Origin of the sequence: Microbacterium sp. MEC084, assembly GCF_004514465.2 — a bacterium.
GTDB lineage: Bacteria > Actinomycetota > Actinomycetes > Actinomycetales > Microbacteriaceae > Microbacterium.
The window spans coordinates 176,452-192,982 of record NZ_MYFP02000003.1; the positions used below are offsets into that span (position 1 = coordinate 176,452).

Sequence of the window (16,531 nt, forward strand, 5' to 3'; positions counted from 1 at the left end):
GGAACTCAGCCCGCGTGCGCGGCGACCTCCGCGAGGAAGCGGTCGGCCACGTCGTTCAGCTTTGCGACGTCCCGGATGGTCGTGAGCGGCAGGATGAACTCGTCCACGCCGGCCTCGGCATACGCGGCCATGGCGTCGACCAGCTGCTGCGCCGACCCGCCGATCGCCGGCCGGCCCTTCGCGTTCACGGCGGCGGCCTTCTCGGGGTCGTCGAAGAACACCAGCGCCTGCGTCGTGCGCCACAGCGTGCCCTGGTCGCGACCGCGCGCGTCGAGCGCGGCGCTGAAGATCCGGTTCTTCTCGGCGAACAGCTCGGGCGTCGACCACATGTTCCACTCGTCCGCGTACCGGGCGACGAGCTTCGGCATGACCTTCTCGCCCTTGCCGCCGATCAGGATCGGCAGGGTCGCGTGCGGCCGCGGGTGCAGCGAGGCGCGCTCGAGCCGGTAGCGCTCGCCCGCGAAGTCGACGAACTCGCCCTCGCCGGCGTCCCGGAGCCCGGTCCATACCTGCAGCGCCTCCCGGAACCACCGGATGCGCGCGGGCACGTCGCCGAACTCGAGGCCGAACGCGCGGTGCTCGTTCTCCTGCCAGCCTGCGCCGACGCCGAGCACGAAGCGCCCGTCGGCGATGTCGCTGAGCGCGGCGGCCTGCTTCGCCACGACGGCCGGATGCCGGTAGGTGTTGCCGAGCACGAGCGAGCCGATGCGCACATCCGGCACCGTCGCCGCGAGAGCGGTCAGCTGCGTGAGGCACTCGCCCCGCGCGCCGTCGTTCGGCTCGGGGGTGTTGTCCATGAAGTGGTCCTCGAGCCACAGCCCGCGCCACCGTGCGGACCCGCCGGCCGTCGAGGTCGCGGCGTGGGAGGCGGCGGCGTGCAGGTCGCGCCACGGCAGGTTCGCGGGGAGCCAGAGACTGAACTTCATGCCTCGAGCGTAACGACGGCCCCGGGCGCCCGGTCGTCTCAGGCGACGACGAGCTGCACGGCGCCGGTGGCGATGTCCGCGCCCGTCACGCGCACGCGGATGCGGGATCCCGGGTCACGCGTCTCGCGGATCGTCGCCGTCACGAAGGGGTCGGCGATCTGCACGCGCGAACCGCCGCGCGTCTCGGACACCACGACGGCGTCGAGCTCGGAGCCGAGATGCGCCTGCAGCTCGGCGGCCTCGATGCGGTCGAGCGCGCCGCCCTCGAGGCGGTTGGCCAGGCTCCCGGTCTGTCGCATGATCTCAGCGAGCTCGGGCAGGGCGTCGCGCGCCCACGCGGGCGCATCCGTGCACATCGCGAGCACGAACCGGTCCACGAGGCGCCGCAGGGGAGCGGTGGTGTGCGCGTAGGGCGCGCCGATCGCCGCCTGCACGGGATCGGCGGGCGGCGCGCCGTCGAACGGGACGTAGTCCGCGCCGCGGAAGAGCTTGCTCGCGGCCTGCATGATCGCGGGCGCGGCGGGATCGGCCCGGTCCACGCGGCGGAGGTACTCGCCGTAGGGCATGTCCTCGGGCCACGGATGCCCGATGGCCTCCACGCGGCGCCGGAACTCCGCGATCGCCTCGGGCTCGGCCGCCGGCAGGGTGCGCAGGATGCCTGCGCCCCGCTCGAGCATGATCGCCGCGGCGGCCATGCCGGTCATGAGCGAGATCTGGGCGTTCCAGTCCTCGATCGGCAGCGTGACCCGGGCGCGGAGGTCGTAGCCCTCCGGCGTCGCCACGATCTCCTCCTCCGGCGACTTCAGGCTGGCGCCGCCGCGCGCGGCCTCCTGCGCGATCAGCAGAGGTCCGACCGCCGCCAGGAGCGCCAGCGCGTCGGGGGCGTCGCCGGTGTCGATCGCCTCCTGCGCGTCGACGTAGCTCCACTGCCGCCGCGAGCGGACCCACGCGCGCACGGGCGACGCGGGCGGCTCGTGCTGCGCGCCGTGCTCGTCGAGGACGAACCGCCACACGTAGGCGCGTCGGTCCTGCTCGGGCAGAAGCGACGCCGCTCCGTGCGACAGGACCTCGGGGTGCAGGGGCACGGATCCGTCCGGCGCGTAGATCGTCTGACCGCGGCGTCGCGTCTCGGCGTCGATCGCGCCGCCCGGCCGCACGAACGCCGCCAGGTCGGCGATCGCGTAGTGCACGACGAAGCCGGATCCCTCGCGGGAGATGCTGAGCGCCTGGTCCAGGTCGCGCGAGCCCTCGGGATCGATCGTGTGGAACTCGATCTCGCGCAGGTCGGCGCGGCCGGCGTCCGATCCGTCCACGGCCGCGCCCGAGGCGACCACCGCCTCCGCCTCGGCGACCACCTCCGCCGGGAACTGCTCGGGCAGCTCGAGCGACCTCCGCAGCTCGGCCAGCGCATCGGCCAGCTGCGTGCGGACGGCGGACGGGGACAGGCGGGTGAAGCGTGCCGGCATGGGGTCAGCCTATGTGCGCACCCCCGCCGCCCGCCTCAGTCGGTCGCGAGCTCGCGGCGGCGCATCGCGACGAGGCCGGCGCCCGCCGCCACGACCCCGGCGATCGCGAGCCAGAGGCCGCCCGACCACCCCGCCTCGTCGCCGACCGGCACCGGCGTGTGGGCGAAGGGCGACAGATCGACCACGGCCTCGGGAAGGCCGAGCACCGGGCCGAAGAACCCGAGCACGCCCGACAGCCCCACGAGGGTCCAGGCGACCGTGGCGGCGATCCGCGGCGCCGCGGCGACCAGGAGCATCGTGACTCCCAGGAACGTCAGGCAGGCGGGCGGCTGGGCGGCCGCGGCCTCGAGCACGACCGGCACCAGCGTCTCCGCGTGGTCGCCCCGGGCGGCCCCGATCGCGCCGGCCGCGGCCGCGGCCGCGAGCATGACCGCGATCACCGCGACGCCGACCAGCCCGTACTCGGCCAGCCAGCGCACCCGGGGCACGGGCGTCGCCAGGATCGCCTCGGCGGTGCCCCGCGACTCCTCCTGACGCGCGCGCAGCCCTGCCTGCACGGCGCAGCAGGCCGCGAGGATCCCCACCATGCCGAAGAACAGGGCCACGAACGCCTCCTCGATCGAGCCGATGGCGCCCATCCGCGCCTGCAGCAGCTCGACCACCTGGGGGAGGTCGCCCGACAGCTCGTCGATCGCGGCGGTGAGCGTCGTCGCGAGCAGGCCCGCGACGACGGCGCCGGCGCTCCAGGCGGCGAGGACGGGCAGGCTGAGACGCCACGCCAGCCCGAGCGAGGACGACAGCAGGCGGCTGCCGCGCGCCCGGCCGCCGCGGTCGGGAAGCAGGCTCGCCCCCTGGTCGCGCGCGGACTGCAGGGCGAACACGAGCGCGATCAGCACGACCCCGCACGCGAGCGGCGCCGTCAGCGGCGCGAGGTCGTTCTCGACGTACGCGCCCGTGAGCTGCCCGTACCCGATCGGCGAGAGCCAGGAGGGCCACGCGGGCGTCACGCGCACCAGGTCGTCCGATGGCGTTCCGGCGGCGTCGCCGATGCCGCGCACGAGGTAGGCGGCCAGCACGACGGCGATCGACGCCCCGGACGCGGCGCGCGCGGTTCCGAACACCTGCGCAGCCAGGAGCCCGATCCCGAGGAACGCGACGCCGGACGCGCCGAGCGCCGCACCGAACACGAGCGAGCCGTGCGGCTCCAGACCCGCCGCCACCAGCCCGGCCGCGGTCAGCACCGCGAGCCCGAGCTGGGTGAGCGCGCCGTGGAGGACGGTCGCCGCCAGCGGCAGGACGCGCCCCGCCGGCGTAGCACCGATCAGCTCCGCCCGGCCGGTCTCCTCGTCGCCGCGCGTGTGGCGCACCGCGAGCAGCACCGCCATGAGGCCGCCCAGCATCGCGATCCACGCGTACAGCAGGAAGAACGCGAACGCGCCGTCGCTCACGCCGTTCGGCGTGCCGCGGAAGATCAGGATGGTCCGCGTCGCGATCGCGACGGCGAGGATCTCGCGCCGGTCGTCCTCGTCGGCGAATGCATCGAACACCGCGGCCGCGGTGGCGGCGGCCGTCAGCCCCGCGAGGCCCGCCAGCCACAGCGCGAGCTGCAGCGCGTCCCGCCGGGCGCGCTGTCGCAGCAGAGCCGCCAGGAGCCTCACGGCCGGCCGCCCGGCCCCGCGTCCGGCTCCGGCTCCGGCTCCGGCTCCGACTCCGACTCCGACTCCGACTCCGACGATGCGTAGTGCCGCAGGAACAGCTCCTCGAGCGAGGCGGGCTGGACGATCACGCCGGTGACGCGGATCCGCGCCAGCTCGGCGAGCACGCCGGACATCGCGGTGTCGTCGGCCGAGAGCGTGACGCGGCCTCCCTCGCGGCGGACGTCGTGGACGCCGGGAAGCGCGCCCACGACGCGCACGTCCGCATCCGCGACGCCGGCGTCCGAGAACGCGACCGACATGCGGGTGAGGTGGCGCAGGTCGGCCAGCGTGCCGGACTCGACCACGGCGCCCTGGCGGATGATCGAGACGTGCGAGCAGAGCTGCTCCACCTCGCTCAGGATGTGGCTCGACAGCAGCACCGTTGCGCCCTCGGCTGCCACGCGCCGCACCTCGCGGTTGAACACCTGCTCCATGAGCGGATCGAGGCCGCTGGTCGGCTCGTCCATGATGTACAGCTTCGCGGGGGTCGCGAACGCCGCGATCAGCGCGGCCTTCTGCCGGTTCCCCTTCGAGTACGCGCGGCCCTTCTTGCGGGGGTCGAAATCGAAGGCGTCGACGAGCCGCTCGCGTTCGGCCGCCGCGGCCGCGCGATCCCGCGACCCCGAGCGCAGCCGGCCGATCAGGTCGATCGCCTCGCCGCCGGTCAGGTTCGGCCACAGGCTGACGTCGCCCGGCACGTACGCGATGCGGCGGTGCAGCCGCGGCGCCTCCCGCCACGGATCCGCGCCGAACACCGAGACCTCGCCCGCGGTCGCGCGCGCGAGGCCCAGCAGGATGCGGATGGTCGTGGACTTGCCCGCGCCGTTCGGACCGAGGAAGCCGTGCACCTCGCCCGGACGCACCGAGAGGTCCAGGCCCGCGAGCGCAGCGGTGCGTCCGTAGCGCTTGACGAGGCCGCGCGTGCGGATCACCTCTGCCATGGCGCCGAGCGTAGACCCGGCGGGCGACGTCCGGGAGAGCGGCCCGGCGCCGCGTCAATAGACTGGATGCCTATGGTCACGCGGCTCTCATCCTTCTTCTTCCGCTCCCTCCGGGAGGACCCCGCCGACGCGGAGGTCGTCAGCCACCGTCTGCTGGTGCGCGCGTCGTACATCCGGCGCCAGGCCCCGGGCATCTTCGCGTGGCTCCCGCTCGGCCTGCGGGTGAAGGCGAAGCTCGAGCAGATCATCCGCGAGGAGATGGCTGCGGCGGGCGCGCAGGAGGTCCACTTCCCGGCGCTGATGCCCCGCGAGCCCTACGAGGCCACCAACCGCTGGACCGAGTACGGCGACGGCATCTTCCGCCTGCACGACCGTCACGGCGCCGACTACCTGCTCGCGCCGACGCACGAGGAGGCCTTCACGCTGCTGGTGAAGGACCTGTACTCGTCGTACAAGGACCTGCCCCTGACGATCTACCAGATCCAGGACAAGTACCGCGACGAGGCGCGTCCGCGCGCGGGCCTGCTGCGCGGCCGCGAGTTCACGATGAAGGACGCGTACTCGTTCGACTACACGGATGAGGGGCTGGATGCGTCCTACCAGGCGCAGCGCGACGCGTACGAGCGCATCTTCCAGCGGCTCGGCATGGAGTACGTCATCGTCAAGGCCGACGCCGGCGCGATGGGCGGCTCGAAGTCCGAGGAGTTCCTGCACCCCACGCCGATCGGCGAGGACACGTTCGTGCGCTCCGAGGGCGGGTACACCGCGAACGTCGAGGCCTTCGAGACGCTCGCGCCCGAGCCCCTCCCGCTCGACGGGCAGCCCGCGCCGGTCGTGTTCGACTCGCCGCAGACCTCGACCATCCAGACCCTGGTCGACCACCTCAACGCGCACATCGAGGCGCCGGCGTCGGGGGAGTGGACGGCCGCGCACACGCTCAAGAACGTCGTGCTCGCGCTCAAGCAGCCCGACGGCACGCGCGAGCTGGTCGTCGTGGCCGTGCCCGGCGACCGGGATGTGGACGACAAGCGCGTCGAGGCCGCGTTCGCGCCCGCCGAGGTGGAGGCCGCGACCGAGGCCGACTTCGCCGCGAACCCCGCGCTCGTGAAGGGCTACATCGGCCCCTGGTCGGCGCAGGGCGCCGTGCTGGGGGAGGAGTCGGCGAGCGGCATCCGGTTCCTGGTCGACCCGCGCGTGGTCGACGGCACCGCGTGGGTGACCGGCGCGAACGAGCACGAGAAGCACGTGCACTCGCTGGTCGCGGGCCGCGACTTCACGGCGGACGGCGTCGTCGACGTCGCGACCGTGCGCGAGGGCGACATCGCCCCGGACGGCACGCCGATCACGCTCGAGCGGGGCATGGAGATCGGCCACGTGTTCCAGCTCGGGCGCAAGTACGCCGAGGCGCTGGGCCTGAAGGTGCTCGACCAGAACGGCAAGCTCGTCACGGTCACGATGGGGTCGTACGGCATCGGCGTGACGCGCATCCTGGCCGCGATCGCCGAGCTCAACAACGACGACAAGGGGCTCATCTGGCCCGCCTCGGTGTCGCCGTTCGACATCCACGTGGTCGCCACGGGCAAGGGCGACGACGCGCTCAACCTCGGCGAGAAGGTCGTCGCCGAGCTCGAGGCCGCCGGTCTGGACGTGCTGTTCGACGACCGGCCCAAGGTCTCGCCCGGCGTCAAGTTCGGCGACGCCGAGCTGATCGGCGTGCCGCAGCTGCTGGTGGTCGGCCGAGGCGCGGCCGACGGCGAGGTCGAGCTGTGGGACCGCCGCACGGGCGAGCGCGAGGTCGTGCCCGCCCCGGAGGCCGTCGCGCGCCTCACCGCCCGCTGAGGCCTGCACCCGCCGCATCGCATCCGACCGCCCAGGTCACCCGCATCCGCGTGTGACCTGGGCGGTTCCGCGTCATGCCCTGGGCATGTTTCCCGACACGTAACCTGCCCGCAACGGCCGGTCCAGGGGTGTCGTGGACAGTGGTGTCCGTGCCCGGCGATAGTGTGCCCGGGTCAGTGCCCCTCACCTCCCCGCCAGACTCGGAGTCCCCGCATGTCCTCATCCCGTCCCGCCAGCGCGCGCCGCCTCGCGGGCCTCGCGAGCGTCGCCCTCGCGGCCGCCGGCCTCGCCGCCCTCCCCACCGCCGCGCACGCCGCCCCCGACGGCGGCGAGCTCGTGATCAACGAGGTGTACGGCGGCGGCGGCAACAGCGGCGCCGCGTTCACTCACGACTTCGTCGAGCTCTACAACCCGACGGCCGAGCCCATCGACCTCGCGGGCATGGGCCTGAACTACTGGTCCGCGACGGGCGGATCCGGCGGCGTCGCGGCGCTCAGCGGGACGGTTGCTCCCGGCGACACCTTCCTCGTCCAGCTCGCGGCGGGCAACGGCAACGGGCAGCCGCTGCCCCAGGCCGACCTCGCCCTCAGCGCGCCGAACCTGTCCGGCACGACCGGCCGCCTGTTCCTGCTGCCGAGCACGTCGGTCTACGCGGGCGCGACGGGCGACGCCGCGGGCCGCGAGGACCTCATCGACATGATCGGATGGGGCACCTCCGCCGCGACGTACGAGACGGCCCCCGCGCCCGGCACGACGAACGGCACGAGCGTCGCGCGTGCGGCCATCGGCGCCGACAGCGACTCGAACGCCGCGGACTTCGCGACCGGCGCGCCCACGCCGCAGGCAGCGCGCGACGGCGGCCCGGTCGACCCGGAGCCCACGCCGACGCCGACGCCGACGCCCACCGAGCCGCCCGCGGTCATCCGCATCGCGGACGTGCAGGGCGCGGGCGAGGCCTCGCCGCTCGCCGGCCAGACCGTCACGGTCGAGGGCGTGGTCACGGCCGACTACCGGACCGGCGGCTTCAACGGGTTCTACGTCCAGGACCCCGCGGGCGACCCCGCCGACGGCCGCAGCGACGCGATCTTCGCGTACGGCTCGAACGCGCGCGCCGAGATCGGCCAGAGCGTGCGGGTCACCGGGGTCGTGAGCGAGTACCAGGGCCTCACAGAGATCACGCCCGCGGCGGGCGGCGTCACCGTCCTCGCCGAGGCGCTCGGTGCCGTCGCGCCCGTGACCGACTGGGCCGCGATCGACGCGCCCGCCGAGAAGGAGGCGCACGAGGGCGAGCTCATCCGGCCCGCCGACGCCTTCACTGTCACCGACAACTACGACGCCAACTTCTACGGCTCGTTCGTGCTCGCGCACGGCGAGGGCGCGCTCAAGACCCCGACCGAGCACGCCGACGCGGACGACACGGCCGGCCTCGACGCGATCCGCGCCGAGAACGACGCGCGCCGCATCGGTCTCGACGACGGCGCGAGCACCAACTTCAACAGCACCGCCAACAAGGGCGTCCCGCTGCCGTACCTCACGCCGGCCAACCCCGTGCGCGTCGGCTCGGCCGCGACGTTCCTGCAGCCCGTGGTGCTCGAGTACCGCTACGGCGCGTGGGCCTTCCAGCCCACCACCCCCGTCACGGACGACGGCTCGGCTGTCGTGTCGTTCAGCGACACCCGCACGCCGAACCTCGAGCCGCAGGACGTCGGCGGCGACGCCCGCCTGGCCACGTTCAACGTCCTGAACTACTTCCCGACCACGGTCGAGGAGTACGTCGCGGCGGGCGGCACCTGCACCACCTACGACGACCGCGCCGGCGACCCGGTCACGGCCCGCGACTGCGGTCCGACCGGCCCGCGCGGCGCGGCCGAGGCCGAGGACTTCGAGCGCCAGGAGATCAAGATCGTGAAGGCGATCACGGGCCTCGGCGCCTCGATCGTCTCGCTCGAGGAGATCGAGAACTCCGCCCACTTCCTCGATGCGGAAGGAAGGCAGAAGGACCGCGACTTCGCGGTCGCGACGCTCGTCTCCGCGCTCAACGAGCACGCCGGCGCCGACGTGTGGGAGTACGTCCCGTCGCCCGCGACCGTCCCGCCGCTCGCGTCGGAGGACGTCATCCGCACCGCGTTCATCTACAAGCCCGTCGAGGTCGTTCCGGTGGGGGAGTCGCGCATCCTGATCGACGAGGAGAACTTCGACAACGCGCGCGAGCCGCTGTTCCAGGCCTTCAAGGCCGCGGGCGGGTCGGACGAGGACGCGTTCCTCGTCTCGGTCAACCACTTCAAGTCCAAGGGCTCCGGGGTCGACGACGGCACGGGCCAGGGCCTGGCCAACCCGGATCGCGTCGGGCAGGCGCACGCGCTGGTGGACTTCGCGGCCCAGCTCATCGCCGAGACCGGCATCGAGGACGTCTTCCTCGCGGGCGACTTCAACGCGTACGGCGCGGAGGACCCGGTGCAGGTCATCGAGGAGGCCGGCTACACCGACGTCAACGTCGCGCTCAACGGCGGCGAGGCCACCTACAGCTTCGACGGCATGGACGGCTCGCTCGACCATGTCTTCGCCAACACGGGTGCGCTCGAGCTGGTGACCGGCGTCGACGTCTGGCAGATCAACGCGCAGGAGCAGGTGGGCTTCGAATACAGCCGCCACAACTACAACGCGACGATCCTGTACGACGAGTCGGTGTTCCGCGCGAGCGACCACAACCCCGAGATCGTGGGTCTCGACCTCCCGCCCCTCGTCGTGCAGGCGGGGGAGCCGGTGATCACCTCGAGCAAGGGCGCGCCCAAGGTGGGTGCGGTCCTCACGGTCGACCCGGGCGTGTGGACCGAGGGCGCCGAGCTGACGTACCAGTGGCTCGTCGACGGCGAGCCCCTCGCCTGGGCGAGCGGCCCGGAGCTGCGCGTCCCCGGCCATCTGAAGGGCCACGACGTGTCGGTGCAGGTCACCGGCACGCTGGACGGATACCGCCCGGCGACGGCCGAGTCGGAGCCCGTGCGGATCGGCTGACGCGCGGACGACGAGAGCGGCCGGGCGGATGATCCGCCCGGCCGCTCTCGCGTGTCACGACCCGCTCTCGGCGGGTCAGCCGTGGTGCAGGTGGTCGGCGTGCTTGGCCGACTGCTTCTTTCGTGTGTAGGTGTCGAGCGGCCCGGTGACCGTGAACTCGTCCTCCCAGCACTCGATGCCCGTCACGTCGGGCAGCAGCGCGCGGGTGAAGACGGGGTCGCGCCCCTCCCGCCGCTGGCGCGTGTAGTCGCGCAGCAGGCGGAACCCGATGCCCGACAGCAGGCCCAGGGCGACCAGGTTGATGAGCGCCATGAGGCCCATCAGCGCGTCCGCCAGGTTCCAGACCACGGCGGCCGATGCGACGGCGCCCGCGAGCATCGCGACCACGACCAGCGCGCGGAACACCTGCAGCCAGACGCGGCTGGTGGTGATGAACTCCAGGTTCGACTCGCCGTAGTAGTAGTTGCCGATGATCGAGCTGAAGGCCAGCAGGAACACGATCACCGCCAGCGCGGTCAGCGACCAGTCGCCGAGGGTCGACGCCAGCGCCGTCTGCGTGAGCGCGATGCCGGTCTCGGCGCCGGACAGGTCGGGGACGGCCACGAGCACCGTGAACGCCGTGATCGAGCACACCAGGAACGTGTCGAAGTACACGCCGAGCGACTGGACGAGGCCCTGCTTGACCGGGTGCGTGACGGCCGCCGCGGCGCCCGCGTTCGGTGCCGAGCCGAGACCGGCCTCGTTCGAGAACATGCCGCGCTTGACGCCCTGCATCACGATCACGCCGAACGCGGCGCCGACGACCTCGTTGAAGCCGAACGCCTGCGTGTAGATCGACGCGAACGCGGCAGGGAGGCGGTCGATCTCGACCGTGACGACGGCCAGGCCCAGCAGCAGGTACAGCAGCGCCATGACGGGCACGAGCGCCGACGACACGTTGGCGATGCGGCGCACGCCGCCGAAGATCACCAGCCCGGTCAGCACGGCGATCACGACGCCCGCGACGAGCGGCATCCAGCCCGACACGTCGGCGCCGACGATCGAGCCGACCGCCGCCGTGCTCGACGCCGCGATGGTGTTGGCCTGCAGCGCGGAGAAGGCGAACGGGAAGCAGAAGATCAGGATGATCGCGAACGCGATGCCCATCCAGCGCGCCTTGAGGCCGCGCTCCATGTAGTACGCCGGGCCGCCGCGGAAGGCGCCGCGGTCGCGCACCTTGAACACCTGCGCGAGCGTCGACTCGAAGAAGGCCGACGCGGCGCCGATGAACGCCATGGTCCACATCCAGAACACGGCGCCCGGGCCGCCGATCGCGATCGCGGTTCCGACGCCCGCGATGTTGCCGACGCCGACGCGCGACGCGGCCGAGATCGAGAACGCCTGGAACGACGACACCGACTGCGGTGCGCCGTCGGCGTCGCGCGGCGTGCGGTCGGTGAGGGTCCGGAACATCTCGGGGATCAGGCGGAACTGCACCACGCCGGAGCGGAGGGTGAGGTACAGACCGAGCGCCACCACGACGGGGAGCACGATCCAAGTCCACAGGCCGTCGCCCGTCGAGGCGAGCCAGTCAGCGAATTCGTCCATCCGGGACAGTCTGCCCGCTGGCGGCGCGCGCCGCGACTCGCCCCCGGGCACCCTCCGGGTGGCGTCCTCACAGCGAGCGGCCGCGGCGGTCCGGTAATGTCAGGGGGATATCGGCGGGACGTATGCCGGTGAGAGCTGAATAGGGAGGTCGCTGTGGACATCGATCTGGGGCTGCTGCGCACGGTCGAGCGCGAGAAGGAGATTCCGTTCGACGAGCTCGTGCGGATCATCGAGCAGGCGATCCTGACCGCCTACGGCAAGCACGTGTCGCAGAGCGGCGAGGTGCCGCAGGGCGCCCGCGCTCAGCTGGACCGCAAGACGGGCCACGTGGGCATCTACATCCCCGTGACCGACGACGAGGGCGCGGTCATCGGCGAGGAGGAGACGACCCCCGAGGACTTCGGACGCATCGCCGCCTACGCCGCCAAGCAGGTCATCAGCCAGCGGCTGCGCGACATCGCGGACGACGCGGTGCTCGGCGAGTTCCGCGGCAAGGAGGGCGACATCGTCGCCGGCGTCGTGCAGCAGGGGCCGAACCCGCGCATGATCCACGTCGACCTCGGCTCGGTCGAGGCCATCCTGCCCCCCGAGGAGCAGGTGCCCGGCGAGGAGTACACGCACGGATCGCGTCTGCGCGTCTACGTCACGAGCGTCTCGAAGGGCACGAAGGGCCCGGCGATCACGGTCTCCCGCACGCACCCCGGCCTCGTCCGCAAACTGTTCGCGCTGGAGGTCCCCGAGATCGCCAACGGCCTGGTCGAGATCACGTCGCTGGCCCGCGAGGCAGGGCACCGCACCAAGATCGCGGTCGTCGCGAAGGACCCCTCTATCAACGCCAAGGGGGCCTGCATCGGCGAGCTCGGCCGCCGCGTGCGCGCCGTGACCGAGGAGCTCAGCGGGGAGAAGATCGACATCGTCGACTACGACCCGGAGCTCGCGAAGTTCGTCGCGAACGCGCTGTCGCCCGCCAAGGTGACCTCGAGCTTCGTGCTCGACGCCAACACCAAGGCCGTGCGCGCGCTGGTTCCCGACTATCAGCTGTCGCTCGCGATCGGCAAGGAGGGCCAGAACGCCCGCCTCGCCGCCAAGCTCACGGGCGCCAAGATCGACATCCAGCCCGACAGCATCCTCGAAGCGGAGTGACGGCTTCGACTCGCTCCGCTCGCTCAGCCCGTTTCGTCTCCGTTCGCTGACGCTCACTCCGCTCAACGACCGACAGGTCGTCCCGATGATCTACCGTCGTGCGAGCGCAGCGAGCGTGCCGCGGATGCGGCCCCGCAGCGCGAAGCGCTGCCTCCCGCGGAGCGAAGCGACGCGGTGTCCCTCGCCGAGCGGCATCCGCGAAGCGGGTGCCCGAGCGCGTGGGACGCGCGAGCGAAGCGAGCAAAGAGGAGAGGTGTAGGATGGAAGCCGTACGAACGTGCGTCGGCTGTCGCACGCGTGCCCCCCGATCCGCTCTCATGCGAGTCGTCGCGTGCGATCTCGAGCTCGTCATCGACGAGCGGAAGAGCTCGCCCGGCCGGGGCGCGTGGCTGCATCCCACTCGCGAGTGCGCGGAGAACGCCCTGCGGCGCCGCGCCTTCGGACGAGCATTGCGTGTGTCAGGCCCTCTTGACACGCAGACCCTCGAGAAATGGCTGAACGGCTATGGAAACAAAGTGAACGGCTCGAAATGAGACCCGTCCGCCTTTAGAGGTCTGCCCTGTCCGGGGCAGGCCGCCCAGACAGGAGAATTGTGGCAAAACCACGCGTACATGAGATCGCTGCGGAGATCGGCGTCGACAGCAAGGTCGCCCTGGCGAAGCTCAAAGAGCTCGGCGAGTTCGTGAAGAGCCCGTCGTCGACGATCGAGCCGCCGGTCGCGCGCAAGCTGCGCGCAGCGTTCGAGGCCGAGGGCGCCGCCAAGCCGGCGGACAAGCCCGCCGCGCCCGCGAAGCCGGCCGGCCGTCCCGGCCCGGCCCGCGCGACGACCGCCAAGCCCGGCGCCCCGGCGAAGCCCGCGGCGCCGAAGGCCGAGGCCGCCCCGGCTCCGGCAGCGCCCGCGACCCCGACGGCACCGGCTCCGGCCGCGCCGGCTCCCGCCGCGCCCGCCGCGGAGAAGCCCGCCGCCAAGAAGCCGGCGGCGCCCGCCGCGGACAAGCCCGCCGTGCCCGCGGCCGACGCACCCACGCCCGGCGGCCCCCGCCCGGCGCCGCGTCCCGGCGGCCCGCGCCCGGGCAACAACCCGTTCGCCTCGGCGCAGGGCATGGGGCAGCGCCCCGCGGGCCCGCGCCCGGGCAACAACCCCTTCGCCTCGGCGCAGGGCATGGGCCAGCGCCCGACCCCGAACAACATCCCCAAGCCGCAGCCGCCGCGTCCCGGTGCGCCCCGTCCGGGCGCCCCGCGTCCCGGTGGTCCCGGCGGCGCCGGTCGCCCCGGTCGTCCCGGCGGCGCCGGTCGTCCGGGTGCCCCGTTCCAGCAGCGTCCCGGCGGCCCCGGCCGTCCGGGTGGCGGCGGTGGCGGCGGCTTCCGTCCCGGTGGCGGCGCGCCCGCCGGCGGTGGCGGCGGCTTCCCGGGCCGTCCCGGTCCCGGCGGCCGCGGTCGCGGCGGCACGGCCGGCGCGTTCGGCAAGGGCGGCGGCAAGTCGAAGCAGCGCAAGTCGCGTCGCGCCAAGCGCCAGGAATTCGAGATGCGCGAGGCGCCGATCATCGGCGGCGTCAAGGTCCCGCGCGGTGACGGCAGCACGGTCATCCGGATGCGCCGCGGTGCGTCGATCTCGGACTTCGCCGACAAGATCGAGTCGATCACCGGCATGTCGGTCCAGCCCGGCAACCTCGTGACCGTCCTGTTCCACCTGGGCGAGATGGCCACGGCCACGGAGTCGCTCGACGAGGCGACGTTCGAGGTGCTCGGCGCCGAGCTCGGCTACAAGGTGCAGATGGTCTCGCCCGAGGACGAGGACAAGGAGCTCCTGGAGGGCTTCGGTCTCAACCTCGAGGCCGAGGAGGAGGCGGAGAGCGAGGAGGACCTCGAGATCCGTCCCCCGGTGGTGACCGTCATGGGTCACGTCGACCACGGTAAGACGCGACTGCTCGACGCGATCCGTCAGACCAACGTGGTCGAGGGCGAGGCCGGCGGCATCACGCAGCACATCGGCGCCTACCAGATCTGGACGGAGCACGAGGGCATCGAGCGCGCGATCACCTTCATCGACACCCCGGGTCACGAGGCCTTCACGGCCATGCGCGCCCGCGGTGCCCAGGTGACCGACATCGCGATCCTCGTGGTCGCGGCCGACGACGGCATCATGCCGCAGACGGTCGAGGCCCTGAACCACGCCCAGGCGGCCGGTGTGCCGATCGTGGTCGCGGTCAACAAGGTCGACAAGCCCGAGGCCAACCCGGCCAAGGTGCGCCAGCAGCTGACCGAGTACGGCCTGGTCGCCGAGGAGTACGGCGGCGACGTCATGTTCGTCGACGTGTCGGCCCGTCAGGGCACCGGCATCCAGGACCTGCTGGACGCCGTGCTGCTCACGGCCGACGCCGGCCTGGACCTCACGGCCAACCCGAACAAGGCGGCCCGCGGTGTCGCGATCGAGGCGAAGCTCGACAAGGGCCGCGGCTCGGTGGCCACGGTGCTCATCCAGTCCGGAACGCTGCGCGTCGGCGACGCGATCGTCGCGGGCACGGCCTACGGCCGCGTGCGCGCCATGATCGACGAGAACGGCGAGCACGTGGAGGAGGCGGCCCCGTCGCGTCCCGTGCAGGTGCAGGGTCTCAACTCGGTGCCGCGCGCCGGCGACATGTTCATCGTCACGGACGAGGACCGCACCGCCCGCCAGATCGCCGAGAAGCGCGAGGCCGTCGAGCGCAACGCCCAGCTGGCCAAGGCCCGCAAGCGCATGTCGCTCGAGGACTTCACCCGCGCTCTCGAGGAGGGCAAGGTCGAGTCGCTCAACCTCATCATCAAGGGCGACGTGTCGGGTGCCGTCGAGGCGCTCGAGGAGTCGCTGCTCAAGATCGAGGTCGACGACAGCGTCCAGTTGCGCATCATCCACCGCGGTGTGGGTGCCATCACGGAGTCGGATGTGAACCTGGCGACGATCGACAACGCGATCGTCATCGGCTTCAACGTGCGTCCCGACGCGAAGGCCCGCGAGGCCGCCGCGCGCGAGGGCGTCGACATCCGCTTCTACTCGGTCATCTACAACGCGATCGACGACGTGGAGCAGTCGCTCAAGGGCATGCTCAAGCCGGAGTACGAGGAGAAGCAGTCGGGTGTCGCGGAGATCCGCGAGATCTTCCGCTCCTCCAAGTTCGGCAACATCGCCGGTGTCATCGTCCGCTCGGGCACGATCACGCGCAACGCCAAGGCGCGCGTCATCCGCGACGGCGTGGTCATCGCCGACGGCCTTGCGATCGAGTCGCTGCGCCGCTTCAAGGACGACGTCACCGAGGTGCGCACGGACTTCGAGGCCGGTATCGGTCTGGGCAAGTACAACGACATCCAGATCGGCGACGAGATCGAGACCATCGAGATGGTCGAGAAGCCGCGCGCGTGACGCGCGGGTCGCTCTGACACACTGATCCTGCCGGGCGGCTTCGGCCGCCCGGCAGGACCTTTTTCTCCAGGGAGGGAGAAGACCATGGCCGCGAACGAACGACAGGCGCGCCTGGCCGACCGGATCCGCGTGATCCTCGCCGAGCGGCTGGAGAAGGGGCTGCGGGATCCGCGCCTCGGCTTCGTGACGATCACGGACGTCCGCGTCTCGGGCGATCTGCAGCACGCGTCGGTGTTCTACACCGTGTACGGCTCGGACGAGGAGCGCGTCGCGAGCGGCGCCGCGCTGAAGTCGGCGACGGGCATGCTGCGCAGCGAGGTCGGGCGCAAGCTCAACACCCGGCTCACCCCCACGCTGGAGTTCATCGCCGACGCGCTGCCGGAGTCGGCCGACCACCTGTCGGCGCTGCTGCAGGAGGCGCGCGAGCGCGACGCGGCCGTCGCGGGACTGGCCGCCTCGGCGCAGTACGCCGGCGACGCCGACCCCTACGTGAAGCCCCGCGAGCTCGACGACGAGGACTGAT

Annotated in this window: 11 protein-coding genes; 6 read left to right on the forward strand and 5 right to left on the reverse strand. The window is 72.5% G+C overall.

What is annotated here, in order from left to right; all coding sequences use genetic code 11:
* Positions 1-5: 5 nt before the first annotated feature.
* From B5M43_RS05060 to B5M43_RS05075, 4 genes are read right to left on the reverse strand one after another with little or no spacing between them, the layout of a single operon-like run.
* Positions 6-926 carry an LLM class flavin-dependent oxidoreductase gene (locus tag B5M43_RS05060; RefSeq protein WP_134745679.1) on the reverse strand — a complete coding sequence of 307 codons (921 nt, stop codon included), beginning with the start codon at positions 924-926 and terminating at the stop codon, positions 6-8.
* Between the two features lie 38 nt (positions 927-964).
* Positions 965-2,392, reverse strand: a complete 1,428-nt coding sequence (locus tag B5M43_RS05065) for an RNB domain-containing ribonuclease (protein ID WP_055993171.1) — start codon at positions 2,390-2,392, stop codon at positions 965-967.
* 35 nt (positions 2,393-2,427) lie between these two features.
* Positions 2,428-4,050 (reverse strand): ABC transporter permease, encoded by a 1,623-nt coding sequence (locus B5M43_RS05070; protein ID WP_134745678.1) that lies wholly within the window; start codon positions 4,048-4,050, stop codon positions 2,428-2,430.
* Positions 4,047-5,030, reverse strand: coding sequence for an ABC transporter ATP-binding protein (locus B5M43_RS05075; RefSeq protein ID WP_134745677.1), 984 nt, complete (start codon positions 5,028-5,030; stop codon positions 4,047-4,049). Before B5M43_RS05075 ends, B5M43_RS05070 begins: the two co-directional genes overlap by 4 nt.
* A 72-nt stretch (positions 5,031-5,102) precedes the next feature.
* On the opposite strand from B5M43_RS05075, the gene B5M43_RS05080 reads away from it, so the two are divergent.
* Both B5M43_RS05080 and B5M43_RS05085 read left to right on the forward strand, forming a co-directional pair.
* Positions 5,103-6,869, forward strand: a complete 1,767-nt coding sequence (locus tag B5M43_RS05080) for a proline--tRNA ligase (RefSeq protein WP_134745676.1) — start codon at positions 5,103-5,105, stop codon at positions 6,867-6,869.
* Positions 6,870-7,082: 213 nt separating this feature from the next.
* On the forward strand, positions 7,083-9,881 hold the full coding sequence (locus B5M43_RS05085; protein ID WP_134745675.1) for an ExeM/NucH family extracellular endonuclease: 2,799 nt from the start codon (positions 7,083-7,085) through the stop codon (positions 9,879-9,881).
* A 75-nt stretch (positions 9,882-9,956) separates the two neighbouring features.
* Here the strand turns inward: B5M43_RS05085 and B5M43_RS05090 are convergent, their stop codons facing one another.
* Positions 9,957-11,468 carry a sodium:alanine symporter family protein gene (locus B5M43_RS05090; RefSeq protein WP_055993181.1) on the reverse strand — a complete coding sequence of 504 codons (1,512 nt, stop codon included), beginning with the start codon at positions 11,466-11,468 and terminating at the stop codon, positions 9,957-9,959.
* 153 nt (positions 11,469-11,621) lie between these two features.
* On the opposite strand from B5M43_RS05090, the gene nusA reads away from it, so the two are divergent.
* The 4 genes from nusA (at position 11,622) to rbfA (ending at position 16,530) form a co-directional block, all read left to right on the forward strand.
* Entirely contained in the window at positions 11,622-12,611 is a 990-nt protein-coding gene (gene nusA / locus B5M43_RS05095; RefSeq protein ID WP_055993184.1) for a transcription termination factor NusA, read from the forward strand.
* A gap of 260 nt (positions 12,612-12,871) precedes the next feature.
* On the forward strand, positions 12,872-13,144 hold the full coding sequence (locus B5M43_RS05100; RefSeq protein WP_082543178.1) for a YlxR family protein: 273 nt from the start codon (positions 12,872-12,874) through the stop codon (positions 13,142-13,144).
* Between the two features lie 59 nt (positions 13,145-13,203).
* Positions 13,204-16,008, forward strand: coding sequence for a translation initiation factor IF-2 (infB, locus tag B5M43_RS05105; protein WP_055993186.1), 2,805 nt, complete (start codon positions 13,204-13,206; stop codon positions 16,006-16,008).
* An 84-nt stretch (positions 16,009-16,092) separates the two neighbouring features.
* Positions 16,093-16,530 carry a 30S ribosome-binding factor RbfA gene (gene rbfA / locus B5M43_RS05110; protein WP_134745733.1) on the forward strand — a complete coding sequence of 146 codons (438 nt, stop codon included), beginning with the start codon at positions 16,093-16,095 and terminating at the stop codon, positions 16,528-16,530.
* The last annotated feature ends 1 nt before the right edge of the window (position 16,531 follow it).

Coding starts and splice junctions, on each gene's coding strand:
- B5M43_RS05060 (WP_134745679.1), bottom strand. CDS start 926: ATGAAGTTCAGTCTCTGGCTCCCCGCGAACCTGCCGTGGCGCGACCTG.
- B5M43_RS05065 (WP_055993171.1), bottom strand. CDS start 2,392: ATGCCGGCACGCTTCACCCGCCTGTCCCCGTCCGCCGTCCGCACGCAG.
- B5M43_RS05075 (WP_134745677.1), bottom strand. CDS start 5,030: ATGGCAGAGGTGATCCGCACGCGCGGCCTCGTCAAGCGCTACGGACGC.
- B5M43_RS05080 (WP_134745676.1), top strand. CDS start 5,103: ATGGTCACGCGGCTCTCATCCTTCTTCTTCCGCTCCCTCCGGGAGGAC.
- B5M43_RS05085 (WP_134745675.1), top strand. CDS start 7,083: ATGTCCTCATCCCGTCCCGCCAGCGCGCGCCGCCTCGCGGGCCTCGCG.
- B5M43_RS05090 (WP_055993181.1), bottom strand. CDS start 11,468: ATGGACGAATTCGCTGACTGGCTCGCCTCGACGGGCGACGGCCTGTGG.
- B5M43_RS05100 (WP_082543178.1), top strand. CDS start 12,872: ATGGAAGCCGTACGAACGTGCGTCGGCTGTCGCACGCGTGCCCCCCGA.
- rbfA (WP_134745733.1), top strand. CDS start 16,093: ATGGCCGCGAACGAACGACAGGCGCGCCTGGCCGACCGGATCCGCGTG.